Consider the following 21,558-nt stretch of genomic DNA (forward strand, 5'->3'; position numbering starts at 1 on the left):
GGCGCCGTGGCGGTCGGGCCGGTGGACGGGACGCCGGCGGCGCCGTCGCGGCCGTACAGGCCGGCGTTGGGGTCCGGCGCCTGGCGCGGATCCGGCAGCTTGCCGTTGTCGCCCTGGCGGCTGGCCCGGTCGACGAAGGGTACGGGCGCCTTGGTGACGTAGAAGGCGACGACGGCGGCCACGATCAGGCCGAGGAGCAAGCCGGCCAGCGCGCCGTACAGGGTGCTGCCGCTTTCGCCGGAGGAACGGCGGGTGGTGGTTTTGCGCTTGGTTGCCATGAACCGATGTTACATCCGCTCGGGCGCCGACACGCCCATCAGCTCGAGGCCGTTGGCCAGCACCTGGCGCGTGGTCGAGGCCAGGCGCAGGCGGGCCAGCTTCAGGGCGGTGTCATCGATCAGCACGCGCTCGGCGCCGTACCAGGCGTGGAAGTCCGAGGCGCAGTCGCGCAGCCAGAAGGCGATATGGTGCGGCGACAGTTCCTGCGCCGCCAACGCCACCACGGTGGGGAATTCGGCCAGGCGCTGCATCAGCGCGAATTCGGTCGGGGCGGTCAGCAGCGCGGCGTCGGCCTGGGCCACGTCGGCGGCCGGCATGGCGGCATTGTTGATGACCGAGCAGATGCGGGCGTGCGCGTACTGAATGTAGTAGACCGGGTTCTCGTCGCTCTTGGACAGCGCCAGGTCCACGTCGAACACGAATTCGGTGTCGGCGCGGCGCTGGATCAGGAAGTAGCGCACGGCGTCGCGGCCGACCCAGTCGATCAGGTCGCGCATGGTCACGTAGCTGCCGGCGCGCTTGGAGATCTTGACCTCTTCGCCGCCGCGCATGACCTTGACCATCTTGTGCAGCACGTAGGCCGGGTAATCCTTGGGGATGCCCTCTTCCAGCGCCTGCAGGCCGGCGCGCACGCGCGCCACGGTGCCGTGGTGGTCGCTGCCCTGGATGTTCACGGCGCGATGGAAGCCCCGCTCCCATTTGGCCTTGTGGTAGGCCACGTCCGGCACGAAGTAGGTGTAGCCGCCTTCGCTTTTGCGCATGACGCGGTCTTTGTCGTCGCCCGTGCCCAGTTCGGTGGTGCGCAGCCACAGCGCGCCGCCTTCCTCGTAGGTATGGCCGCCGGCGACCAGCGCCTTGACGGTCGCCTCGACCCTGCCGGAGGTGTAGAGCGAGCTTTCCAGGTAGTAGTTGTCGAACGCCAGACCGAAGGCCTGCAGGTCCAGGTCCTGCTCGCGGCGCAGGTAGGCCACGGCGAAGACGCGGATGTCGTCCAGGTTGTCGACGTCGCCCGTGGCGATGACGTCCACGCCATCGGAGTGGACGGTCGCGCCGGCCTGGAAATCGCGCGCGATGTCGGCGATGTAGTCGCCCTTGTAGCCGTCGACGGGCCAGTCGGGCGACTCGGTCGTCAGGCCGCGGGCGCGGGCCTGCACGCTGATGGCCAGGTTGTGGATCTGGTTGCCGGCGTCGTTGTAATAGAACTCGCGGGTGACGTCCCAGCCGATGGCGTCGTACAGGCGGCAGAGGGCGTCGCCCAGCGCGGCCTGGCGGGCATGGCCCACGTGTAGCGGACCCGTGGGGTTGGCCGACACGAACTCGACCAGGATCTTCTCGCCGCTGCGGGGCGCGCGGCCAAAGGCGGCGCCCTGCTCGGCCACGGCGGCGATGACGGCCTGGCGCGCGGCGGCGGTGATGCGCAGGTTGATGAAGCCGGGGCCGGCGATTTCAGCGGACTCGATCAGGCCGGCGGCGCCGGGTTGCGCCATCAGGGCGTCGACGATGGCCTGGGCCAGCTCGCGCGGATTGCGGCGGGCCGGCTTGGCCAGTTGCATGGCGACGTTGGTGGCGACGTCGCCGTGAGCGGCGACCTTGGGGCGCTCCAGCAGCACGTTTGCCTGGGCGTCGGGCAGGCTTTGCGCGACGGCGGCCTGGATCAGGGAGATAAGCTGTTTTTGTTGCTCGAGGAGCATGGGCGTCTGGAGAAGTTCTGAGTTAGTGACGGACGCGCCCGCGCAGGCCGGGCCTGTCGGGCGGAGCGGACAGGAGGCGGCGTAGCCGGGCGGACCGCGCGTGCCGCATTCATGGCCGCGTCAGGTCCCGCTGTCACGGGAATCTCCTGAATCATAGCTTGATTTGGCCATTGGACCGGCCTGCGCCCGGGGCGGGAACCTTGCGCCGGAGGGTCCGGGGGGACGGATGACGCCCGGCCATCGGACCTGCTGCCCCGGGCCAGTTGGCAGCCCCCGGGTGTTGCGGTAGTGTATGTAAGTAATCAATGTGGGAGACTGGAATATGCTGATCACCTTTCATTCCAAGGTCGTGGCCGAGGTTCTGATGCTGACCGACCATGCGGGCGCGTTGTTGCAGGCGGCCGGCAAGTCCTTCGGAGACAAGATCCCGGAGCGTGGCGTTTTCACCGTGGAACAGCTGGGGCCCGCCATCAGCGGCATCGAGCGCGCCATCGACGACTATCAGAGTTCCCATGACAAAAGCGACGAAGAAGACGACGACAAGGCGCCTGCATCGCCCATGGCCCGCATGGTGGGCCTGAAGGAACGCGCCTTCCCGCTGTTGGACATGATGCGCCAATCCCTGGCGGCAAACGCCGAAGTCACCTGGGAGGTGTCGCGCGGCTGGTAAGCCGGTGAGCCTAATGTCGCCGGGCAGACAATCTGCCCGGCGATTTTTGCCTACCCTTCTCGCCTGACGCCACCTTAAGGAACCACAACATGCGCAGCGATATCACCGTTGTTTTCGACTCCCGCCGTTCGGTGGACCTCTCGGCCAACGTCGAACCCTCGCCGCAGCGCCAGAGCGACGCGCGCGACTGGTTCGACAGCGCCTGGGAAACGCTGGGCTGCGAGCCGTTGCGCCCCAGCGGCAAGGTCCTGCTGCTGGACAAGGTGCTGGGCGTGGCCGATGCGCTCGGCTATGACACCCTGTCCTCCGACGAAAAGGAGGCGCGCGAGTTCGCGGAGCACCTGGCGCTGGCCTTGGAGCGCCCGCGCATCACCGTGGATCTGCCGGGGCTGACGGTCGGCTATTGATAGACCCGCGCTCCAAAAGCAAAAACTGCCCCTAGGGGCAGTTTTTGCTTTTGCGCGGTTCCAACCCCTAGCGGATGCCCGCGCGCATGAACGACTGCACGAACTGGCGCTGGAACAGCAAGAAGGCGATCAACAGCGGCGCAGCCGACATCAGCGTGGCGGCGGTGATGACCGACCAGTCGATGCCCTGGTCGGTCGACGAGAACACTTGCAGGCCCACCGTCAGCGGCCGCGATTCGACCGAGTTGGTGATGATCAGCGGCCAGAGAAAGTTGTTCCAGTGGTGGCTGACCGATACCAGCCCGTAGGCCACGTAGATCGGCTTGGCCAGCGGCACATACACCTTCCACAGCACCTGTAGCGCGTTGGCGCCCTCCATGCGGGCGGCCTCTTCCAGTTCGCGCGGCACCGTCTTGAAGGTCTGGCGCAGCAGGAAAATGCCGAAGGCCGACGCGAAGTAAGGCAGGCCGATGGCGAATACCGTGTCGCGGATGCCCAGCTGGCTCATGGAGCGGTAGTTTTCCACCAGCAGCACGTCCGGCATGATCATCAGCTGCAGCAGCACCAGCATGAAGACGAAATCGCGGCCGCGGAACTCGAAGCGCGCGAAGGCGTAGCCGGCCAGCGTCGACAGCACCAGCTGCGCCGCCAGCACCATGGTGACCAGCAGGAAGGTGTTGAGGAAATAGCGCGGGAACGGCGCGGCATTCCAGGCGCGCACGAAGTTGTCCAGCGTCAGCGGCGCGAACAGGTCGAAGCGGGTCGCGTAGGCGGGCGGGTGGAACGCCGCCCACATGGCATAGGCCAGGGGCAGGATCCACAGCAGGCCGAGCGCCCAGGCACCCAGGGTATCGAGCTTGTCTTTCATTGATAGTGCGTCCTGCGGTCCAGCCAGCGGAACTTGATCAGCGCGGTCAGCGCCAGCACCACCAGCAACACGACGGTCAGCGTGGCGGCGTAAGCCGTGTCCCAGAAACTGAAACCCACCTGGTAGATGTAGTACAGCAGCAGCGTGCTGGCGTTATCCGGCCCGCCGCGCGTCATGACCACCACGTGGTCCACCAGCCGGAACGCGTTGATCAACGCATTGATCAGCACGAAGAGCGTGGTGGGCATCAACAGCGGCCACAGGATGCGGCGGAAGTACTGCCAGCGCGACGCGCCTTCCAGCATGGCGGCCTCACGAAGCGACGGCGATACCGTCTGCAGCGCGGCCAGGTAGAAGATCATGAAGAAGCCGGCTTCCTTCCAGACCGTCACCAGCATCAGCGCGGGCAGCGCGGTCTCGCGGTTGCCCAGCCAGTTGGGGCCGGGCGAGCCGAACAGCTGCATCACCTGCGCGATCAGGCCGTACTGCGGCGTGTAGAAGAACAGCCAGATGTTGGCCACCGCCACCATGGGCAGCACCGTGGGCGTGAAGTAGGCCATGCGCAGGAAACCGCGCCCGCTCAGGTTGCGGTTGACCCATAGCGCCATGATCAGCGCGATGCCGATGGACGTGGGAATGGTACCCAGCGCGAACCACAGATTGTTCCAGAGCGACTGCCAGAACACCGGGTCGTCGCGCATGACGGCGTAGTTGTCCAGCCCCACGAAGCGCGCGGGACGCGCGCCCTTGGGGGTGGAGAAAAAGCTGTGCCATAGCGTCGCTACCGCCGGGTAATGCGTGAAGGCGGCGAGCAGCACGAGGGCTGGCAGCAACAGCAGCCAGCCGTACAGCGCGTTTAAAGAGCGGCTCATCGTGCTTGTCGGCTTACTTGTAGGGACGCAGTATGCGGTCGGCCTCGCGTTGCGCGTCGGTCAGGGCCTGCTGCGGCGTCTTGGAACCGGTCAGGGCGGCTTGCAGGGCGTCGTTCAGGGTCTTGGTGACGCGCTGGTTCTCATGCGTGGAAAACTCCGCCACGCTGACTTCCAGCTGGTCGCGCGCGACCGCGGCGGCCGGCACTTCCTGCGCGTACTTCTTCATCTTTTCGGTTTGCCAGGCGGCCGGGGTCACGGCCACGTAGCCCGTGGCGATGCTCCAGTCCGCGGCGCGTTCGGGCGTGGTGACCCATTGCGCGAACTTCAGCGCGGCCTGCTGCTGCGCCGGCGTGCCGCTCTTGAAGATATAGAAGTTGCCGCCGCCGGTGGGGCTACCGCCGCGTTTTTGCTGCGGCATCATGGCCACGCCGAACGGGAAGTCGGCGTTCTTGCGGATGTTGGTCAGGTTGCCCGTCGTGGTCCAGACCATGGCGGCCTTCTTTTCCAGGAAGTCCTTGGGCGTGGTGCCCCAGTCGATGGTGCCGGTCGGCATGATCTTGTGCTTGGCCGACAGGTCGCGCCAGAACTGAGCGGCTTCCACCACGGCCGGCTTGTCCAGGTAGACCTCGTTGCCGGCCTCGTTCATCAGGATCGCGCCGTTGGGCGTGGTCAGGGCCTGGAACAGCCAGTAGGCGAAGGCGCCGCCCGACGGGATCTCGATGCCCCACTGCGTGGTGTTGCCGGAAGCGTCTTGCTTGGTCAGCTTCTTGCCGTATTCGACCAGTTCGGCCCAGGTCGCAGGCGCGCGCTCGGGGTCCAGCCCGGCGGCCTTGAACAGGTCCTTGTTGTAATACATGACGATGGTCGAACGCTGGAACGGCACGCCCCAGGTATGGCCGCCGCTGCGGCTGTTTTGCATGAAGGCGTCATAGAAGCCGCCCAGCCACTTCTTGTCCGCGTCGCTCTTGGCCAGGCTGTCGATCGGCACGATGGCGTCCTCGTCGATCAGCGTGAACATATCGGTGGACAGCAGCACTGCCAGTTGCGGCGGCGTGCCGCCCTTGAGCGCGGTCAGCGCCTTGGCGATCGAGTCCTGGTACGAGCCGGCGTAGATCGGCTTGATCTTGATGTCGGGATTTTCCTTCTGGAAATCCGCCACCATGTCGTCGACGATCTTGGTGATCGGGCCGCCGACCGCGACGGGGTAATAGAACTCTACCTCGACGGGCTTGTTCTGAGCCTGCGCAGGCAGCGACAGGCAGGCAGCGGCCAGGCTGGCGGCCAGGGTTTTCAGTACGATGCGACGCATGTTGTTTTCCTTTCCTGTGTACAGGCCCTAGCGGCCGGCGGAGTTGATGACCGCCGAATCGGCGGCAAAGAAATGCTGCTGGCCGTCCTGCCAGGACAGGCCCAGTGTTTCGCCCGCGCTGGCGCGCAGATGGCCGCCCACGCGCACGGCTACGCCGCTGGTGTCGCCCACGCGGCAAACCACGATGGAGTCCGCGCCGAAGTACTCCACGCTTTCCACCTTGGCCGCAATGCCGTTGGGATCGATGCGGATGTGCTCAGGACGCACGCCCAGTTTCACGGCGCCTGCGGGGGCGCCGGCGATGGCGGGGCCATGCGTGCCGGCGATGACCGTGGTGCCCTGCTGAGACGTCAGGCCGATCAGGTTCATGGGCGGCGTGCCGATGAAGCGTGCCGCGAATTCCGTGGCGGGCCGCGCATACAGGGCGTCCGGCGTGTCGTGCTGTTCGATCTTGCCGCCGCGTAGCAGCACCACCTGGTCGGCCATGCTCATGGCCTCGGTCTGATCGTGCGTCACGTAGACCATGGTGATGCCCAGGTCCTGTTGCAGGGCGCGGATCTCGCGGCGCATTTCATGGCGCAGCTGCGCGTCCAGGTTGGACAGCGGTTCGTCCATCAGGCAGACCGGCGCTTCGGAAATCACGGCGCGGCCCAGCGCCACGCGCTGCTGCTGTCCGCCGGACAATTGCGAGGGCTTGCGGTCGAGCAGATGGCTCAGGCCCAGCAGGTTGGCCACGCGTTGCAGGCGGCGATCGTAGTCGCGGGCCGGCTCCTTGCGCACCTTGAGGCCGAACAGGATGTTCTCGCGCACCGACAGGTGTGGAAACAGGGCGTACGACTGGAACACCATCGAGATGCGGCGTTTGGCGGGCGGCAACTGGGTGACGTCGCGGTCGCCGATGTGGATAGTGCCCGAGGTAGGCGTGTCCAGTCCGGCGATCATGCGCAGGGTGGTGGACTTGCCGCAGCCGGACGGACCCAGCAGGACCGTGAAGCTGCCGGCGGGAACCGTGAAGCTCACGCCATGGATCGCGGCGGCATTGCCGTACTGTTTGGTGAGGTTATCCAGGACGATGGATGACATGCTGTCTCGAAGATCTAATAGTTAGATCCGCATTGTTGCCTGTTATGAAAACCTTTTCATTGTGCAGCGCAAACATGACGGACGTATGGCAGAACAAACTTTCGTAGTCTAGCGTCGGCCTCAGGCGAAGGGGTACGGACCGGGGTAATCCCCGATGACCGCATGATGCGTGACCAGGTTGCGGCCTTGCCACCAATGCAGCTGGTAGCCCGGCGGTTCCATGATGTACTGCAGCGTCGGCCGGGGCCCCAGCTCCAGGGCTAGCTGGTGCGCGGTGCCCGGGCAGGTGGAAGCGATGGTGCCGCCGAAGCGCTGGAAGATCGTGCGGTGCAGATGGCCGCAAAGCACGCGCTCCACGTTGGGAAAGCGCGCCACGATGCGTTCGAGTTCCGGCGCGCCGGCCAGCAGACCGATGGCGTCCATGTGTTCGATGCCGGTCAGGAACGGCGGATGGTGCATCAGCACCAGCGTGGGCCGCTCGGGCTGTTCGGCCAGGCGCGCGGCCAGCCAGTCCAGGCGGTCCTGGCAGAGTTCGCCATGGCTTTTCATGGGCACCACCGTGTCCAGCGCCAGCATGCGCAGCGGATAGGTTTCGATGGCGTATTGGATGAACGGGCCCCCGCCTTGCAGATAGCCATGGTCCGGGAAGGCTGCACGCAGCTGCGCGCGGTCGTCATGGTTGCCGGGTAGCAGGAAGTAGGGAATCTCCAGCGCCTGCAGATGTTCGCGCAGCACCTGGTATTCGTGCGGGCGGCCCAGGTCCGTCAGGTCGCCCGTGATCAGCACGCAGTCGGGGCGCGGGGTCAGCGCGTTGAGCGCGCGCACCGCGGGCGCCAGGAAGGCCGCCGGATCGATGATGCCGTAGGCCTTGTCGCCCGGGGTGCGCATGTGCAGGTCGGTGATTTGTGCGATGAGCATGACGCGTGTACTGAGGAAGGATTGTTGTAGGGAAGGGCCTTAGCGGCGCACCGGCGCGGCGGTGCCGCCGACCACGATGCAATGCGGCAGGCGGTCCGAATGCGGCGGCTGGCCCTGGATCTGCGCCAGTAGGTTCGAGCAGGCGGTTTCGCCTATGCCGTCGCTGGGCTGGGCCACGGTGGTCAGGGGCGGCGTCAGCAAGGCGCCGAAGCGCATGCCGTCGAATCCGCAAACCGAGATGTCGGCAGGCACGGACAGGCCCAGGCCCACCAGATCTGCAATGACGGCGGTGGCCAGCAGGTCGTTGGAACAGAACAAGGCGGTGGGCGCCTGCTTGCCGCGCAGCGCGGCCTTCAGTGCGTCCAGGTCGCTGCCCGTGTGCGAGCTCATGGCGATGTGCTGGATGGCGTCCAGGCCCAGGCGCTTGGCGCAGGCGCGCGCGCCCGTCAGCCGGCGGCGGGCGCGGTCCGACGCGGTCAGCGGGCCCGTCACCAGGGCGATGCGGCGATGGCCCAGTGCGGCCAGGTGGGCCACCATGTCGCTGGCGGCCGCGCGATTGTCGACCGACGCGAAAGGATGGGCGCCGGACTCGTTATAGACCAGCACGTAGGGAATGCCGGCGTGGTCCAGGTCGTCCAGCGTGGCGCTCTTGGCGGCGTCCGCGACCGTCAGGATCAGGCCATCGACCTGGTGGTCCATCAGGCCCTGGACCGCCGCGGATTCCACCGCCGGATCGTAGCCGGTGGCGGTCAGCATGACGCTGTAGCCCGATTCCCGCGCGCGCCGTTCCGCGCCTTCGAAGCACTCGGCGAACACGGGATTGGATAGCGTGGGCAGTATCAGGCCGATGGTGCGCGTGCTGCCAGAGCGCAGGCTGCGGCCTACGCGATTGGGTCGGAAGCCCGCGCGTTTGGCGACGTTGCGGATGTGCGCGAGCGTGTCGGGATGCACGATCTCGGGCTGGTTGAACGCGCGCGAAACCGTCGCCGGGGAGACCCCGGCCTTGCGGGCCACTTCAATGATGGAAAAGCGGGGCGACGAGCGCGATGCCATGGCGGGATTGCTGCCGGGTTTTCTGAAAACGATTTCATCTTACTCGACAAATATGACCCTTGTATTGCACGGGTTTGCGCTATGCTGATGCCGACGCAACAACAAATCGTCATGGCGCGGCATGCGATTTTCCCGGGGAAAAACGGCTTTTTTTGGTGTTTATCCCAATTGACGCAGCGCGCACAATGGCAAGAGTCGGTCCATCCGGACTGTGCGGCAAGACGCCGTGCATAAGGCGGATCCTCGGTCAAAGGGGACCGGGTGCGTATTTTGCTGCCGCGCGAGACGCGCGGTACCGGTAAAGAGGAAAGGACCATGTCTACTGCCTTGAACAGACTTGGCGCGCTGGAAGCCGCGCGCAAGCTGCAACGGCGTGAATTGACCGCAGAGCAACTGGTGCGCGCCTGCTTTGCGCGCATCGAACAACGCGAAAGCACCATCCATGCATGGACCGCGCTGCAAAAACAGGCCGCGCTCGACCGCGCGCAGGCGTTGGACCGCGGCGCGCTGCAGGGCGTGTTGCATGGCTTGCCCATGGGCGTAAAGGACCTGTTCGACACCGTCGACCTGCCCACGCGCTACGGCTCGCCCATCTATGAACGTCACCATCCGGGCCTGGATGCGGCCTCGGTGGCGTTATGCCGGGGCGCGGGCGCAATCGTCGTCGGCAAGACCGTGACGACCGAATTCGCTACCTATCAGGCAGGCCCCACGCGCAACCCGCGCAACGAGGCCTACTCGCCTGGCGGCTCATCCAGCGGCTCGGCCGCGGCGGTGGCCGACGACATGGTGCCCTTCGCGTTGGGCACGCAGACCGCGGCATCCATCATCCGCCCCGCGTCCTATTGCGGCATCGTGGGTTTCAAGCCTACCTTCGGCAGCATTTCCCGCGCCGGCGTCAAAAGCCTGGCGGAGTCGCTGGACACCATCGGCGGCTTTGCCCGTTCGGTGCCGGACGTGGCGTTGTTCGCTTCGGTGCTGATGCGCGATCCCCGCATGCTGGAACTTGCATACGACGGCAAGCCGCGCATCGGCATGTACCGCAGCCTGCAATGGCGGCACGCCCTGCCCGAAACCAAGGAAGCCTACGCGCAGGCCGCGGCCATACTGTCGCGCGCCGGCGCCGTGGTCGAGGAAGTGCCGCTGCCGCCGGAGCATTGCGTCCTGGCGCAGTTGCATGCGGACATCATGGCGTTTGAAGCGTCGCAGGCGCTGGCCTACGAGCGCCTGGAGCATGCGGCGCAGCTCAGTCCCAAGATCCAGGCCATCCTGGAAGCGGGCTCGCGGATCACCGCTGAAGAGCACCAGAAGAACCTGATGCGCGTTGCCGAATCCCGCGCGCGCGTGGATGCCTGGTTCGACAAGTACGATGTGTTGCTGGCGCCCAGCGCGAGCGGCGAGGCGCCGTTCGCCGACCTGGGCACGGGCGATCCGCAGTTCTCGCGCGCTTGGACGGTGTTCGGCCATCCCAGTCTGAGTCTGCCGTTCGCCACTGGCCCGCAAGGCCTGCCCGTTGGCCTGCAACTGGTCGGCGCGCGCTACAGCGACCACCGGACGCTGGCGATGGCAGCGTGGGTCCACCAGCGGCTGCTGGCCGCCACCGCGCCGGATATCGGCGCGTCCGACATGTGGCCGCGCGGCTGAGCGTCAATCGTTCGCGCGCAGGCTGAGGCTGCGCTTGCGCGGCGTAGGCCCAAAGAAAAAGCCAGCCCGATAAGGCTGGCTTTTTTACGCCGGGTTGCGGATCACGCGGTCTCGGCGGTTTCTTGCTCGGTCGCCGTCACGGCGCCCGCATTGATATGGCGGTTGACGGCGCTCAGTACGGCCTGGAACGAGGCGGTCACGATGTCGCGGTCGATGCCCACGCCGAAGCCGGTGCTCGATTCGCCGACGCGCAATTCCACATAGGAAGCGGCGCGCGTGTCGGTGCCGGTGCCGATGGCGTGCTCGTGGTAGTCCATGATGCGCACCGGCACGTCCAGCGCGGCCACGAAGGCCGAGATGGCGCCATCGCCCTTGCCCGTAACGATGCGGCGCTCGCCGTTGTATTCGAGTTCGGCTTCGATGCTGAAATGCTGGCCCTCGCCGGCCGACGGATTGCCGTCGATGCGGTGACGCACCAGCTTCCAGGGCGACTTCTGCTCGAGGTATTCGCGGTTGAAGATCGTGTGCACGTCGTCGGCCGTGACTTCGCGGCCGGTTTCGTCGGTGACGCGCTGGATGGCGCGGCTGAATTCGATCTGCAGGCGGCGCGGCAACACCAGGCCGTGTTCCTGTTCGAGCAGGTAGGACACGCCGCCCTTGCCCGATTGGCTGTTCACACGGATGACGGCGTCGTAGCTGCGGCCGAGGTCGGCCGGGTCGATGGGCAGGTACGGCACTTCCCAGACGGCGTCGGCTTGCTGCTGTGCGAAGCCCTTCTTGATGGCGTCCTGGTGCGAGCCCGAGAACGCGGTGAAGACCAGGTCGCCCGCGTACGGATGGCGCGGGTGGACCGGCAATTGGTTGCAGTATTCGGCGCAGCGGCGCACTTCGTCGATGTCCGAGAAGTCCAGGCCCGGGTGCACGCCTTGCGTGTAGAGGTTCAAGGCCAAGGTGACGAGGTCGACGTTGCCGGTGCGCTCGCCGCTGCCGAAGAGGCAGCCTTCGATGCGGTCGGCGCCGGCCATCACGGCGAATTCGGCGGCGGCCACGGCGGTGCCGCGGTCATTGTGCGGGTGCACGCTGAGCACGATGCTGTCGCGGCGCGCCAGGTTCTTGTGCATCCATTCGATCTGGTCGGCGTACAGATTGGGGCTGGTGGCCTCGATGGTGGCGGGCAGGTTCAGCACCATCTTGCACTCGGGCGTGGGTTGCCATACGTCGGCCACGGCGTTGGACACTTCCAGCGCGAATTCGGGCTCGGTGGTGCTGAAGACTTCGGGCGAGTACTGGTAGCGCCACTGCGTTTCCGGGTGCTGCGCCATGTACTGCTTCACCAGGCGCGTGCCGGTGGTGGCGATGTTCTTGATCTCGTCCTTGCTCATGTTGAACACGACCTTGCGGAACGCCGGCGCGCAAGCGTTGTACAGGTGGACGATGGCTTGCTTGGCGCCCGCGGCGGATTCCACCGTGCGGCTGATCAGGTCTTCGCGCGACTGGGTCAGCACGATGATGGTGACGTCGTCCGGAATGCGCTTTTCCTCGATGAGCTTGCGCACGAAGTCGAAGTCGGTCTGCGAGGCGGACGGGAAGCCCACTTCGATTTCCTTGAAGCCGATCTTCACCAGCTGTTCGAAGAAGCGGACCTTGCGCTCCACGCTCATCGGCTCGATCAGGGCCTGGTTGCCGTCGCGCAAGTCCGTGCTCATCCAGATCGGCGCCTTGGTGATGCGGCGGCTGGGCCAGGTGCGTTCGGAAAAGTCGCGGGTAAAGGGCGCGAAGGGGACGTATTTGGTGGCGGGGTTGGCAAGCATCATTACTACACCTCGATCGGTTTCTTTTGAATCCCGGGAGTGCTTCCCTAGGCGGCTGCGCGACCGGATGGCGGTCTTGTGCCAGGATTTGCCGTGATTGACCGGCAGGATTCAGAGATAAAAGGGGGAAATCGCGTGTGGCAAGCGTGGTTGCCGAGCTACCACGGGGACACTAGGCCCGGCAACCGATCGGTAGGTATAGCGATAGCGCGTAGGAGGAGGAACGAGCGCGCAGGCCGGCAACCGGAGCGTCGTAGCGTCCGGTGGCAATCGCGAAGGGGGTGCGGTGAGCGGCCATAGGTTGCTAGTCAAACATATTTTCTTCGCGAGCGCAACTGAATGCTCTTTTGTGTCGAGGCGGGTTGCGGGCTTGCGACAGCGCATTTCGCTGAAGAAAATTCAGAAAAAACGGGGGTGGATAGGAAAGGGCCGGGTCGTGGTACAGCGTTGCTTGGCCGGCGAGGGACTGAAACAAACAGGCCGCCTGTCGGCGGCCTGCTATGGCAATGGCGAGAGGGGCTTACCGGGCCGGGCCGATGCGCGGTTCCACGTAGCGCTCGCTGCGCCCTTCACTGCGCGCGTCGCGGCGGACTTCGTCGCGCGGGTCGCGCGGCGTGCGGTCGGACGATTCCAGGACGCGGGCCTGTTCTGCGACCATCGCGATCTTGCCGGCGCGGTTGTGGCGGATTTCAGACAGGGCGCGGCGCAAATCGCCCACCGTGAAGGGTTCCTGGCGGTCGCCCCAGGTCCAGCGCAGCACGCCCAGGGATTCCTCGGACAGATTGGGCGCCAGGTCGGCCAGCACGCTGGTTTCGACCGGCGTGGCGCTGCCGGAGGCCAAGCTGGCGGACAGCCAGGCGCGTAGCGTGAAGAACACGATCAGGGTCCAGATGCCGGCCACCACCCACCAGATGTAGGGATTGACCTTCTGCACCATGTCCATGGTCGGCTGCCCCAGGGAGTGCAGGAACTCGTAGTTCACGGTGCGGCCGAAATTCAGTATCCAGCTGGCGGCCAGATACCAGATAACCACGGCGACGGCGATGACGATCGCGCGCACTATGAGTCGGGGAAGCGCCAGTTTGAGCAGGGTCTGGCCAATGAGGCGGCAGTCCTGGCGGACGCTTGCGGGCGAAGTCAGATTCATCATGCAAAATATTGTACCTATGACCCGTCCAATTTTAGAACTGCGACCTGGTCAGCATTTGACGCTGACGCCACAACTGCAGCAATCGATCCGATTGTTGCAATTGTCCACGCTCGATCTCGAAGCCGAGATCTCACAAGTGCTGGCGGAGAATCCGCTGCTGGAGCGGCAGGACGAAGCGCCGTCGGCCGAGACGCCGGCCGAATCTGACCGCGAGTCCTCCGTGCAGGACGACGAACCCGCTGCCGAACGCGAGACGCCGGTGGACGAAATGCCGGGCTCGGGCGGGGTCTACCCCGACGATGATTCCAGTCGCCCGGAGGCCGCGCGGCCGGACACGCTGCGCGAGCACCTGCTGGGCCAACTGATGCTGACGCGCGCCGCGCCGCGCGACGCCGCGCTGGCGGGCCTCCTGATCGACGAGCTGGACGAGAACGGCTACCTGGGATCGCCGCTGGAAGAAATCCTGGGCTGGCTGCCGGCCGAACTGGAGCCGGACATCGACGAACTGAAGGCGGCCCTGTCGCTGTTGCAATCGTTCGACCCGCCCGGCATTGGCGCCCGCGACATGGCCGAATGCCTGCTGTTGCAGCTGCGCAACCCCGATCTGGGCCTATTGCCGGAAGCGGCGGATGCTGCGGTGCTGGCCTGTGCGCGGCAGATCTGCGCGCAGCATCTGGCCCTGTTGGCGACGGGCAATGCCGCGCGCCTGTGCACCGCGGTGGGCTGCGACGATGCCATGTTCCGCTCGGCGCATTCCCTGATCCTGCGGCTGGAGCCGCGTCCCGGGCGCGCCTGGACCGTGCCTGCGGCCGACTACGCAGTGCCGGACGTTATCGTGCGCAAGACCCGTGGCGGCTGGCAGGTCACGCTCAACAGCGCCGCCGTGCCCAAGTTGCATATCAATGGGCTGTACGCCCAGATGTTGGGCAACCAGAAGGAGTCCGCGCATGCGGGGCTGCACTCGCAGCTGCAGCAGGCCCGCTGGATGATCCGCAACGTGGAGCAGCGCTTTGACACCATCCTGCGGGTAGCCCAAGCCATCGTGCAACACCAGACGGCCTTCTTCAGCCAAGGGCCTGCCGCCATGCGGCCGCTCATCCTGAAGGACATCGCCGGCGAACTGGGTTTGCACGAATCCACCATTTCACGGGCTACAACACAGAAGTACATGCTCACTCCGTTCGGCACGCTGGAGCTCAAGCGCTTCTTCGGCACGGGCGTGTCGACGGACGGCGGGGATGCCACCTCGGCCACGGCGGTGCAGACCTTCATCCGCCAGATGGTGGCTGATGAGAACCGGGCCAAGCCTTTGTCCGACAGCCAGATCATGCAAAAGCTGGCCGATCAGGGGATAGTCATCGCCCGAAGGACGGTGGCAAAGTACCGAGAAGCGCTGCGGATAGCCCCGGCAGCGTTGCGCAAGGCCCAGGCGGCCGCCCGCTGACCGTGCTTGAGTAATCAGGGACGGATTTGCGGAAATTCGTCCCTGATTTCAAAGACTTGCGTGACACTTTGGTTGCAAATTTATTTGCGCGCGGGACTTGCCAGTAGCGGAATAATTTTCGATAATTATTCTCATGTACATTTGCGTATGTAATGCCATCACCGAACGCCAAGTCCGCGCCAGCGTGGACGGGGGTGCGACGACGCTTTCCGACCTGCAATTCGAGCTGGGCGTGGCTACGTGCTGCGGCTGCTGCGCGGCCACCGCCGCCGAATACCTGCCGGGCGGCCGCTGCTCCAGCGTGTGCGACGTGCGCTCCATCGCCGTTCCGGTCAATCCTCCGGCCGCCCTGGTCGAGTCGGGCGCGCCTGCTGCCAACAGCAGCTTCCCGATCCCCCTGGTCGCCATCGCCTGTGGATAGCGGTCTCTTCCCGGCTCGCTGCCGTCATGCAGCGGGCCGCGTTGTTTCTTTCCCGCAAAATTCCCGGATAGCCATCGCCAGTTGGCGCGCGGGCTCGCGTACCGTGTCGGCCAGGCATAGCGCCAGTTCGGTCGGTGGCACCGGGGGCAGTTCCGCGTCGATAATCTGATGGTCCGGCAAGAGGCAGCGGCGCTCCAGCAGCGCCACGCCCAATCCTCCCGTCAATGCCGCCTGCAAGCCCATCAGGTTCGGGCTTTCGTAGGCGATGCGCCAGTGGCGGCCGGCCGCTTCCAGGGCATGGATGGCGCGGTTGCGGTAGATGCACCCCTGCGGAAATGCGACCAGCGGCACGGGCTCAGCCAGCGAGACCTCCACCCCCGGGGCGCCGATCCAATGCAGTTGCTCGGGCCAAGCGGCCAACGCGGGGCCCGCGCCGGGCTCGCGCTTGAGCAGCGCCACGTCCAGGTCGCCCCGTTCCAGCGCGCGCGTGAGCGCGGAGGTCAGGTCGCAGCGGACCGACAGCCGTACGCCTGGGCGGGTTCGAGCAAACTCCGATACCAGGATGGTCAGCGTGTCGGCCGCGAAATCGTCCGGGATGCCCAGCCGGATCACGTCCACGCGTTTGCGCCCGCTGACGGCTTCGCGGACTTCGGTCGACAGGGCCAGCATCCGTCGCGCATAGCCCAGCAGGCGTTCGCCGTCCTCGGTTAGTGAGACCTGACGGCCCTCGCGGATGAACAGCGCGCATTCCAAGGTTTCTTCCAGCTTGCGGATTTGCTGGCTGACGGTGGACTGGCTGCGATGCACGCGTTCGCCCGCGGCCGTGAAGCCGCCGGCATCCACGACTGAGACGAAGCTGTGCAAAAGGTCGAGATCTGGCATCGGCAGCTCCAAGCATTCATTTTTCAAATACTTTCTATCCGAATAAAGAGTTTGTCAATGGATAGGGGGCCGCGCAGAATCCCTACATCCGCCGCATCCGCGGCTTATCCGCCCCACTTTCGGATTCGTCATGAAGGCCACCTCGACTCTGTCCGCCGCCGCCCTGCCAGCCCAAGCCTCGCCTGGCATCAGTTGGGCGCCCATCGCGGCCTTCTGCTTTCTGTGGAGCTCGGCGTTCGCGGCGGCCAAGATCGCGGTGCGGGACTGTCCGCCGCTGACCTTGCTGACCATCCGCTTCCTGATTGCGGGGGCTTTGATGCTGGGCCTGGCGGCGGCCAGCGGCGGCTGGAAAATGCCCGCGCGGCGGGATTTGCTCTCGTTGATTCTGCTGGGGGCATTGAACAACGCCTTGTACCTGGGCCTGAGCTGGTCGGGCATGACGACCGTGTCGTCCGCATTTACCGCCGTGTTGATCAGCACCAACCCGCTGCTCATCGGCGTGCTGGCCGGTCCGGTGCTGGGCGAACGCCTGGGCTGGCGCAAGCTGCTCGGCCTGTGCCTGGGACTGGCGGGCGTGGCGCTGGTGCTGCGTTCGCGGCTGTCGGGCATGCAGGAGGATCTGCATGGCACGCTGCTGGTCACGGGAGGGCTGCTGGCGCTGGTGGCGGGCACGCTGCTCTACAAGCGCCTGAAGCCGTCCTCGGGCTTATGGACATCCACGGGCATACAGTCGCTGGCCGGCGCGGTGGTCTTGCTGCCTTTCGCGTTGATGCACGAGAGCATCGGCGATGCGCGCATGACGGCGAGCCTGTTCTGGAGCATGGCCTACATGATCGTCGCGGTGTCGATGGGCGGCTACTACCTGTGGTTCATGATCCTGGGGCGCGCCAGCGCCACGGCGGCCAGCGCGCTGCACTTCCTGATGCCGCCGCTGGGGCTGTTGTTCGGATGGCTGGCGCTGGGCGAGCACGTGTCGTGGCTGGATCTGCTGGGCATCGTTCCCATCGCATTCGGCATCTGGCTGGCCACGCGGCGCGCCGATTAGCGTATCGCTGCGGCTGGGGTTGCCGATCCGCAACGAATCGACGCTGGCCGCTTGGCGGCGCGTTTCATGCAGCGAGGGAGCGCATAGTCGCATGCGATTGCGTGGTGTCGTCGACGAATTCCTGTGTGTGGCGCGTCGTCAGGCCGCGCAGGTGCTGGTGCAGGCATGCAAGGCATCACGCACGCATACTCATTCTCATTAGCTTGTCGCTTTCTTGTAGCGCTCCTAAAGCGGTTTACCAAATGCAGCGCAAGGCTAGGCGCGGCCCCGCGCCTGGTGGTAGTCTGCCGGGGTTGCGTACGCGCGGCATCGTGCGCTCCTTTGTCGCGATGCATCTGCGTCGCGCCTGACTGCAAGGAGTCCATCATGAAAGGCGACAAAACCGTCATCCAGTTTCTGAACAAGCAACTGACCAATGAACTGACGGCCATCAACCAGTATTTCCTGCATGCCCGCATGCTGAACCATTGGGGCTTCGATAAGCTGGGCAAGCACGAGTACGAAGAGTCCATCGGCGAAATGAAGCACGCGGATCGTCTGATCGCGCGCATCTTCATGCTGGACGGCCTGCCCAACCTGCAAGACCTGCACAAGCTGCTGATCGGCGAAGACGTGCCGGAATTGCTGGCCTGTGATTTGAAGCTGGAGCAAGGCGCCCAGGCGACCGTGAAGGAAGCGATCGCGCATTGCGAATCGGTCCGCGACTATGTTTCGCGCGATCTGTTCCAGGACATCCTGGACGACACCGAAGAGCACATCGACTACCTGGAAACGCAGATCGACCTGATCGACAAGGTCGGCATCCAGAACTACCTGCAAAGCCAGATGTCCGTGCCGGAGTAATGTTCCGGTCATGAAAAATGGCGCCCTGTGGGGCGCCATTTTTTTTGGTACTGCCGGGCCCGTATCGCAGGCCCAGCGGCTTACTGCGGACGGGCCGGACACTCGGCCATGGTGCCCCAGGCGCGGTTGGGACCGCAATACTTGTTGCGCGCGGCCCAGGAGCACGAGGGGCGCTCGAAGAAGCCTTGCGTGGCGCATTGCGCGAGCTCGCGCTTGAGCGCGTCCTGCCAGCCCAGGGCACCGGGCGCTTGCGCGGTGTTCGGGGGCGGCGGAGGCGCCTGCACCATCTGCGGGGTACCGTAGCCGCCGGCCTGGACCTGGCCGCCGTTGATGGCCGTGGACGTGCCTGGTGCCTGCAGGTCCAGCGTGCTGACGTCCGAGGCGCCCGAAGGCAGCGGCACGTGCGAGGCTGCTGCGATTTCGCGGGCCTGGTCCGGGCTGATGCGGTCGCGCGAGATCTTCACCGCGGGATCGCTGACGCTATCGAACAGCGAGACGGTGTTGACCTGCCATTCGCGGTCGGACGGCTTGTCGGGCACGCCCAAGGTGCCGTCGATGCGCGGCTGCGGAGGTTGGGCCACATAGGGACGGCCATTGGCGTCCAGTACGGGCTGCTGGGATGCCGCGGCATCCTGGCCAGGAGCAGGCGCGGCCACCGGCGCATGCGCCACCAGCCAATCACCCAGTTGAATTCCGCCCCAGGCCGACGCGCCAAGCGCGATCAGGAGCGTTGCGAATAAGAAACGCCAAGACATTGCTACCCTCATCTGCCGTGCGGAACCCGAACGGGTCTACGCTTTGTCTCCGAAAACCTTGCCGCCGTGCTCCCGCATGGCATGGAATTTCACATCGGGATACAGTTCCTCGGCCACGCGCAACTGCGCGGGAGAACCGATCAAAAACGCCGCCGCATCCACAACATCATAGGCGATATGGGCGGCATTGGCATCCATGAACTTGCGCAGCGCCTTGGGGTTTTCAGACGTAATCCAACGTGCCATTGTGTAGCGGGACGGCAGCATCCGGGCGTCCACGCCGTACTCCGTCTTCAGTCGATGGGCCACCACTTCGAACTGCAGCTGGCCGACCGCGCCCAGCAGCAGGGAGCCGCCGGCAGCCTCGGGACGGAACACCTGAATGGCGCCTTCCTCGCCCAATTGGGTGAGGCCGGTGCGCAGCTGCTTGGTGCGCAGCGGATCCTTCACTTCCACGGCCTGGAACAGCTCGGGGGCGAAGAATGGCAGGCCGGTGAACTGCAGCGTCTCGCCTTCGGTCAGCACGTCGCCCAGTTGCAGCACGCCGTGGTTGGGAATGCCGATGACGTCGCCGGCATAGGCCTCGTCCAGCAACTCGCGCCGCTGCGACAGGAACGACACCACGTTGTTGGGGCGCATTTCCTTGTTGGTGCGCGCGACTTTCAGGCGCATGCCGCGCTCGAAGCGGCCGGAGCTGACGCGCACAAACGCGACGCGGTCGCGGTGCGCCGGATCCATGTTGGCCTGCACCTTGAACACCACGCCGGTGAACTTGGGTTCCACGGGCTGCACCAGGCGCTGCATGGAGACGCGCGGACCCGGAGGCGGCGCCTGTTCGACCAGCGCGTCCAGCACTTCCTGCACGCCGAAGTTGTTGATGGCGGAGCCGAAGAACACAGGCGTCTGCTTGCCGGCCAGGAACTGCTCGCGGTCGAAGGCGGGCGCGGCTTCGTTGATGAGTTCGATCTCGCCGCTGGCCTGCTCGAACGCCGAGCCGAAACGGCGGGCGATTTCGGGATTGCTCAAGCCTTCGATGAAGTCGTCCTTGTCCGAGCGGCGTTCCTGGCCGGGGCGGAACACGCGCATGCGGTCCTGGCGGATGTCGAACACCCCGCCGAAGGCCTTGCCCATGCCGACCGGCCACGAGAACGGCACGGCGTCCATGCCCAGGTGGCCTTCGATCTCGGACAGAAGTTCGAGCGGCTCGCGCACTTCGCGGTCCATCTTGTTGATGAACGTGATGATGGGCGTGTTGCGCGCGCGGCAGACTTGCAGCAGGCGGATGGTCTGCGGTTCGACGCCGTTGGCGGCGTCGATCACCATCAGCGCCGCGTCCACCGCCGTCAGCACCCGGTACGTGTCTTCGGAGAAGTCCGCGTGGCCCGGGGTGTCGAGCAGGTTGATGACGCAATCGCGGTATTCCATCTGCATCACCGAGGACGCCACGGAAATGCCGCGCTGCTTTTCGATTTCCATCCAGTCGGACGAGGCATGGCGCGAAGCCTTGCGCGCCTTGACGCTGCCGGCGATCTGGATCGCGCCTGCGAACAGCAACAGCTTTTCGGTCAGTGTCGTCTTGCCCGCGTCGGGGTGGGAAATGATGGCGAACGTACGACGCCGCGCTACTTCGTGAGGGATGTTCATGATCGGAAGGATTTTACTTGGCGCCGCTTTTGGGCCCGGCGCGGTCCGGTATCGGGCATGAAAACGCGCGGGGCATGCGCCATCGCCGGCGCATGCCCCGCGCATGGGATTCAGGAATGGCGGCGGAACGACGCCAGGAATACGCCAGCCAGGATGAACAGCGAGCCGAAGGTCCGGTTCATCCAGCGGATGTGCTTGGCGCTGCGCAGCAGGCGCAGCACGCGCGCCGCCAGCAGCGTGTACACGCCCATGGCCACCAGGTCGGTGAACGCCAGCGTGGCGGCGATCGCCGCATATTGCTGCGTCAGCGGCAGCGCGGTATCCACGAACTGCGGCACCACGGCCAGCAGGAACACCGTGCCCTTGGGGTTCATGGTGTTGATCAGGAAGCCGCGCAGCACCAGTTCACGGATCGTGGCGGCCTTGGGGTCGCCGGAGTCCACCGCGACCGGCGCGGCATCCGTGCGGATCTGGCGCACGCCCAGGTAGATCAGATAGGCCACGCCCAGGTACTTGACCACGTTGAAGGCCATTTCGGACGTCGCCAGCACCGCGCCCAGGCCTACCGCCACCACCACGAACTGGAACAGGATGCCCATGATCAGGCCGGCCGTGTTCCAGTAGCCGCGCGCAAAGCCGTATTTCAGGCCGGAGGACATCGCCGAGATCGCGCCCGCGCCGGGCGAGAACGAAATGGCCCAGGAGGCCAGGAAGAACGTCAACCAGGTAGATAAGGGCATGGCGCGGGTCCGTGGGGGGCGGTTGCGGT

Annotated in this window: 20 protein-coding genes and 1 pseudogene; 7 read left to right on the top strand and 14 right to left on the bottom strand. The window is 65.6% G+C overall.

The window, feature by feature from the left end; all coding sequences use genetic code 11:
- Together IPU70_RS30450 and argS are read right to left on the bottom strand one after the other, a co-directional pair.
- Window positions 1-278 (bottom strand): annotated as a pseudogene (locus tag IPU70_RS30450) (SPOR domain-containing protein); the annotation flags it as partial.
- Between the two features lie 9 nt (window positions 279-287).
- Window positions 288-1,970 carry an arginine--tRNA ligase gene (gene argS / locus IPU70_RS30455; RefSeq protein ID WP_207473034.1) on the bottom strand — a complete coding sequence of 561 codons (1,683 nt, stop codon included), beginning with the start codon at window positions 1,968-1,970 and terminating at the stop codon, window positions 288-290.
- 322 nt (window positions 1,971-2,292) lie between these two features.
- Here argS and IPU70_RS30460 point away from each other — a divergent pair, with 322 nt between their 5' ends.
- Both IPU70_RS30460 and IPU70_RS30465 read left to right on the top strand, forming a co-directional pair.
- A complete protein-coding gene (locus tag IPU70_RS30460) occupies window positions 2,293-2,640 on the top strand; it encodes a DUF1840 domain-containing protein (RefSeq protein ID WP_013390893.1) in 348 nt (115 codons plus the stop codon).
- A gap of 89 nt (window positions 2,641-2,729) precedes the next feature.
- The gene (locus IPU70_RS30465) at window positions 2,730-3,047 is read left to right on the top strand and encodes a hypothetical protein (protein WP_013390894.1); all 318 of its coding nucleotides are present in this window, start codon (window positions 2,730-2,732) and stop codon (window positions 3,045-3,047) included.
- A 67-nt stretch (window positions 3,048-3,114) separates the two neighbouring features.
- Here IPU70_RS30465 and IPU70_RS30470 read toward each other — a convergent pair whose 3' ends face one another.
- The 6 genes from IPU70_RS30470 to IPU70_RS30495 all read right to left on the bottom strand — a co-directional run bounded on the left by IPU70_RS30470 (window position 3,115) and on the right by IPU70_RS30495 (window position 9,150).
- Window positions 3,115-3,915, bottom strand: coding sequence for a carbohydrate ABC transporter permease (locus IPU70_RS30470; protein WP_013390895.1), 801 nt, complete (start codon window positions 3,913-3,915; stop codon window positions 3,115-3,117).
- Entirely contained in the window at window positions 3,912-4,787 is an 876-nt protein-coding gene (locus IPU70_RS30475) for a carbohydrate ABC transporter permease (protein WP_207473036.1), read from the bottom strand. The genes IPU70_RS30470 and IPU70_RS30475 overlap by 4 nt, the downstream gene beginning before the upstream one ends.
- Before the next feature lie 13 nt (window positions 4,788-4,800).
- Window positions 4,801-6,096, bottom strand: a complete 1,296-nt coding sequence (locus tag IPU70_RS30480; RefSeq protein ID WP_207473039.1) for an ABC transporter substrate-binding protein — start codon at window positions 6,094-6,096, stop codon at window positions 4,801-4,803.
- A 27-nt stretch (window positions 6,097-6,123) separates the two neighbouring features.
- Window positions 6,124-7,179, bottom strand: a complete 1,056-nt coding sequence (locus IPU70_RS30485; RefSeq protein ID WP_207473040.1) for an ABC transporter ATP-binding protein — start codon at window positions 7,177-7,179, stop codon at window positions 6,124-6,126.
- A 120-nt stretch (window positions 7,180-7,299) separates the two neighbouring features.
- Entirely contained in the window at window positions 7,300-8,097 is a 798-nt protein-coding gene (locus IPU70_RS30490; RefSeq protein WP_207473042.1) for a phosphodiesterase, read from the bottom strand.
- A 39-nt stretch (window positions 8,098-8,136) separates the two neighbouring features.
- On the bottom strand, window positions 8,137-9,150 hold the full coding sequence (locus IPU70_RS30495) for a LacI family DNA-binding transcriptional regulator (protein WP_207473044.1): 1,014 nt from the start codon (window positions 9,148-9,150) through the stop codon (window positions 8,137-8,139).
- A gap of 315 nt (window positions 9,151-9,465) precedes the next feature.
- Between IPU70_RS30495 and IPU70_RS30500 the strand changes: the two genes are divergently transcribed.
- Window positions 9,466-10,794 (top strand): amidase, encoded by a 1,329-nt coding sequence (locus tag IPU70_RS30500; RefSeq protein WP_207473046.1) that lies wholly within the window; start codon window positions 9,466-9,468, stop codon window positions 10,792-10,794.
- Between the two features lie 101 nt (window positions 10,795-10,895).
- On the opposite strand, the gene leuA is transcribed toward IPU70_RS30500, so the two are convergent.
- Together leuA and IPU70_RS30510 are read right to left on the bottom strand one after the other, a co-directional pair.
- Window positions 10,896-12,608, bottom strand: a complete 1,713-nt coding sequence (gene leuA / locus IPU70_RS30505; protein WP_207473048.1) for a 2-isopropylmalate synthase — start codon at window positions 12,606-12,608, stop codon at window positions 10,896-10,898.
- A gap of 517 nt (window positions 12,609-13,125) precedes the next feature.
- Entirely contained in the window at window positions 13,126-13,755 is a 630-nt protein-coding gene (locus IPU70_RS30510) for a hypothetical protein (protein ID WP_207473056.1), read from the bottom strand.
- Between IPU70_RS30510 and rpoN the strand changes: the two genes are divergently transcribed.
- Together rpoN and IPU70_RS30520 are read left to right on the top strand one after the other, a co-directional pair.
- Window positions 13,754-15,199 (top strand): RNA polymerase factor sigma-54, encoded by a 1,446-nt coding sequence (gene rpoN, locus IPU70_RS30515; protein WP_207473061.1) that lies wholly within the window; start codon window positions 13,754-13,756, stop codon window positions 15,197-15,199. The two genes, IPU70_RS30510 and rpoN, sit on opposite strands and share 2 nt — an antisense overlap.
- Window positions 15,200-15,332: 133 nt before the next feature.
- Window positions 15,333-15,620 carry a bacterioferritin-associated ferredoxin gene (locus tag IPU70_RS30520; RefSeq protein ID WP_207473065.1) on the top strand — a complete coding sequence of 96 codons (288 nt, stop codon included), beginning with the start codon at window positions 15,333-15,335 and terminating at the stop codon, window positions 15,618-15,620.
- A 24-nt stretch (window positions 15,621-15,644) separates the two neighbouring features.
- Here the strand turns inward: IPU70_RS30520 and IPU70_RS30525 are convergent, their stop codons facing one another.
- Window positions 15,645-16,502, bottom strand: coding sequence for a LysR substrate-binding domain-containing protein (locus IPU70_RS30525; RefSeq protein WP_207473068.1), 858 nt, complete (start codon window positions 16,500-16,502; stop codon window positions 15,645-15,647).
- Between the two features lie 130 nt (window positions 16,503-16,632).
- Here IPU70_RS30525 and IPU70_RS30530 point away from each other — a divergent pair, with 130 nt between their 5' ends.
- Together IPU70_RS30530 and bfr are read left to right on the top strand one after the other, a co-directional pair.
- Complete coding sequence (locus IPU70_RS30530; RefSeq protein ID WP_207473069.1) at window positions 16,633-17,547, top strand: DMT family transporter; 915 nt, start codon at window positions 16,633-16,635, stop codon at window positions 17,545-17,547.
- A 366-nt stretch (window positions 17,548-17,913) separates the two neighbouring features.
- A complete protein-coding gene (gene bfr, locus IPU70_RS30535; RefSeq protein WP_013390908.1) occupies window positions 17,914-18,390 on the top strand; it encodes a bacterioferritin in 477 nt (158 codons plus the stop codon).
- An 80-nt stretch (window positions 18,391-18,470) separates the two neighbouring features.
- On the opposite strand, the gene IPU70_RS30540 is transcribed toward bfr, so the two are convergent.
- The 3 genes from IPU70_RS30540 to IPU70_RS30550 form a co-directional block, all read right to left on the bottom strand.
- Entirely contained in the window at window positions 18,471-19,157 is a 687-nt protein-coding gene (locus IPU70_RS30540) for a hypothetical protein (RefSeq protein ID WP_207473070.1), read from the bottom strand.
- A gap of 24 nt (window positions 19,158-19,181) precedes the next feature.
- On the bottom strand, window positions 19,182-20,789 hold the full coding sequence (locus IPU70_RS30545; protein ID WP_013390910.1) for a peptide chain release factor 3: 1,608 nt from the start codon (window positions 20,787-20,789) through the stop codon (window positions 19,182-19,184).
- A gap of 110 nt (window positions 20,790-20,899) precedes the next feature.
- A complete protein-coding gene (locus IPU70_RS30550; protein ID WP_207473077.1) occupies window positions 20,900-21,529 on the bottom strand; it encodes a LysE family translocator in 630 nt (209 codons plus the stop codon).
- Between the last annotated feature and the right edge of the window lie 29 nt (window positions 21,530-21,558).

The organism is Achromobacter sp. SD115, assembly GCF_017355315.1.
GTDB lineage: Bacteria > Pseudomonadota > Gammaproteobacteria > Burkholderiales > Burkholderiaceae_B > Achromobacter > Achromobacter xylosoxidans_B.

Excerpts from the sequence above, each read along its gene's own strand:
- argS (WP_207473034.1), bottom strand. The coding sequence starts at position 1,970 with ATGCTCCTCGAGCAACAAAAACAGCTTATCTCCCTGATCCAGGCCGCC.
- IPU70_RS30460 (WP_013390893.1), top strand. The coding sequence starts at position 2,293 with ATGCTGATCACCTTTCATTCCAAGGTCGTGGCCGAGGTTCTGATGCTG.
- IPU70_RS30465 (WP_013390894.1), top strand. The coding sequence starts at position 2,730 with ATGCGCAGCGATATCACCGTTGTTTTCGACTCCCGCCGTTCGGTGGAC.
- IPU70_RS30470 (WP_013390895.1), bottom strand. The coding sequence starts at position 3,915 with ATGAAAGACAAGCTCGATACCCTGGGTGCCTGGGCGCTCGGCCTGCTG.
- IPU70_RS30475 (WP_207473036.1), bottom strand. The coding sequence starts at position 4,787 with ATGAGCCGCTCTTTAAACGCGCTGTACGGCTGGCTGCTGTTGCTGCCA.
- IPU70_RS30480 (WP_207473039.1), bottom strand. The coding sequence starts at position 6,096 with ATGCGTCGCATCGTACTGAAAACCCTGGCCGCCAGCCTGGCCGCTGCC.
- IPU70_RS30485 (WP_207473040.1), bottom strand. The coding sequence starts at position 7,179 with ATGTCATCCATCGTCCTGGATAACCTCACCAAACAGTACGGCAATGCC.
- IPU70_RS30490 (WP_207473042.1), bottom strand. The coding sequence starts at position 8,097 with ATGCTCATCGCACAAATCACCGACCTGCACATGCGCACCCCGGGCGAC.
- IPU70_RS30495 (WP_207473044.1), bottom strand. The coding sequence starts at position 9,150 with ATGGCATCGCGCTCGTCGCCCCGCTTTTCCATCATTGAAGTGGCCCGC.
- IPU70_RS30500 (WP_207473046.1), top strand. The coding sequence starts at position 9,466 with ATGTCTACTGCCTTGAACAGACTTGGCGCGCTGGAAGCCGCGCGCAAG.
- leuA (WP_207473048.1), bottom strand. The coding sequence starts at position 12,608 with ATGATGCTTGCCAACCCCGCCACCAAATACGTCCCCTTCGCGCCCTTT.
- rpoN (WP_207473061.1), top strand. The coding sequence starts at position 13,754 with ATGCAAAATATTGTACCTATGACCCGTCCAATTTTAGAACTGCGACCT.
- IPU70_RS30510 (WP_207473056.1), bottom strand. The coding sequence starts at position 13,755 with ATGATGAATCTGACTTCGCCCGCAAGCGTCCGCCAGGACTGCCGCCTC.
- IPU70_RS30520 (WP_207473065.1), top strand. The coding sequence starts at position 15,333 with ATGTACATTTGCGTATGTAATGCCATCACCGAACGCCAAGTCCGCGCC.
- IPU70_RS30525 (WP_207473068.1), bottom strand. The coding sequence starts at position 16,502 with ATGCCAGATCTCGACCTTTTGCACAGCTTCGTCTCAGTCGTGGATGCC.
- IPU70_RS30530 (WP_207473069.1), top strand. The coding sequence starts at position 16,633 with ATGAAGGCCACCTCGACTCTGTCCGCCGCCGCCCTGCCAGCCCAAGCC.
- bfr (WP_013390908.1), top strand. The coding sequence starts at position 17,914 with ATGAAAGGCGACAAAACCGTCATCCAGTTTCTGAACAAGCAACTGACC.
- IPU70_RS30540 (WP_207473070.1), bottom strand. The coding sequence starts at position 19,157 with ATGAGGGTAGCAATGTCTTGGCGTTTCTTATTCGCAACGCTCCTGATC.
- IPU70_RS30545 (WP_013390910.1), bottom strand. The coding sequence starts at position 20,789 with ATGAACATCCCTCACGAAGTAGCGCGGCGTCGTACGTTCGCCATCATT.
- IPU70_RS30550 (WP_207473077.1), bottom strand. The coding sequence starts at position 21,529 with ATGCCCTTATCTACCTGGTTGACGTTCTTCCTGGCCTCCTGGGCCATT.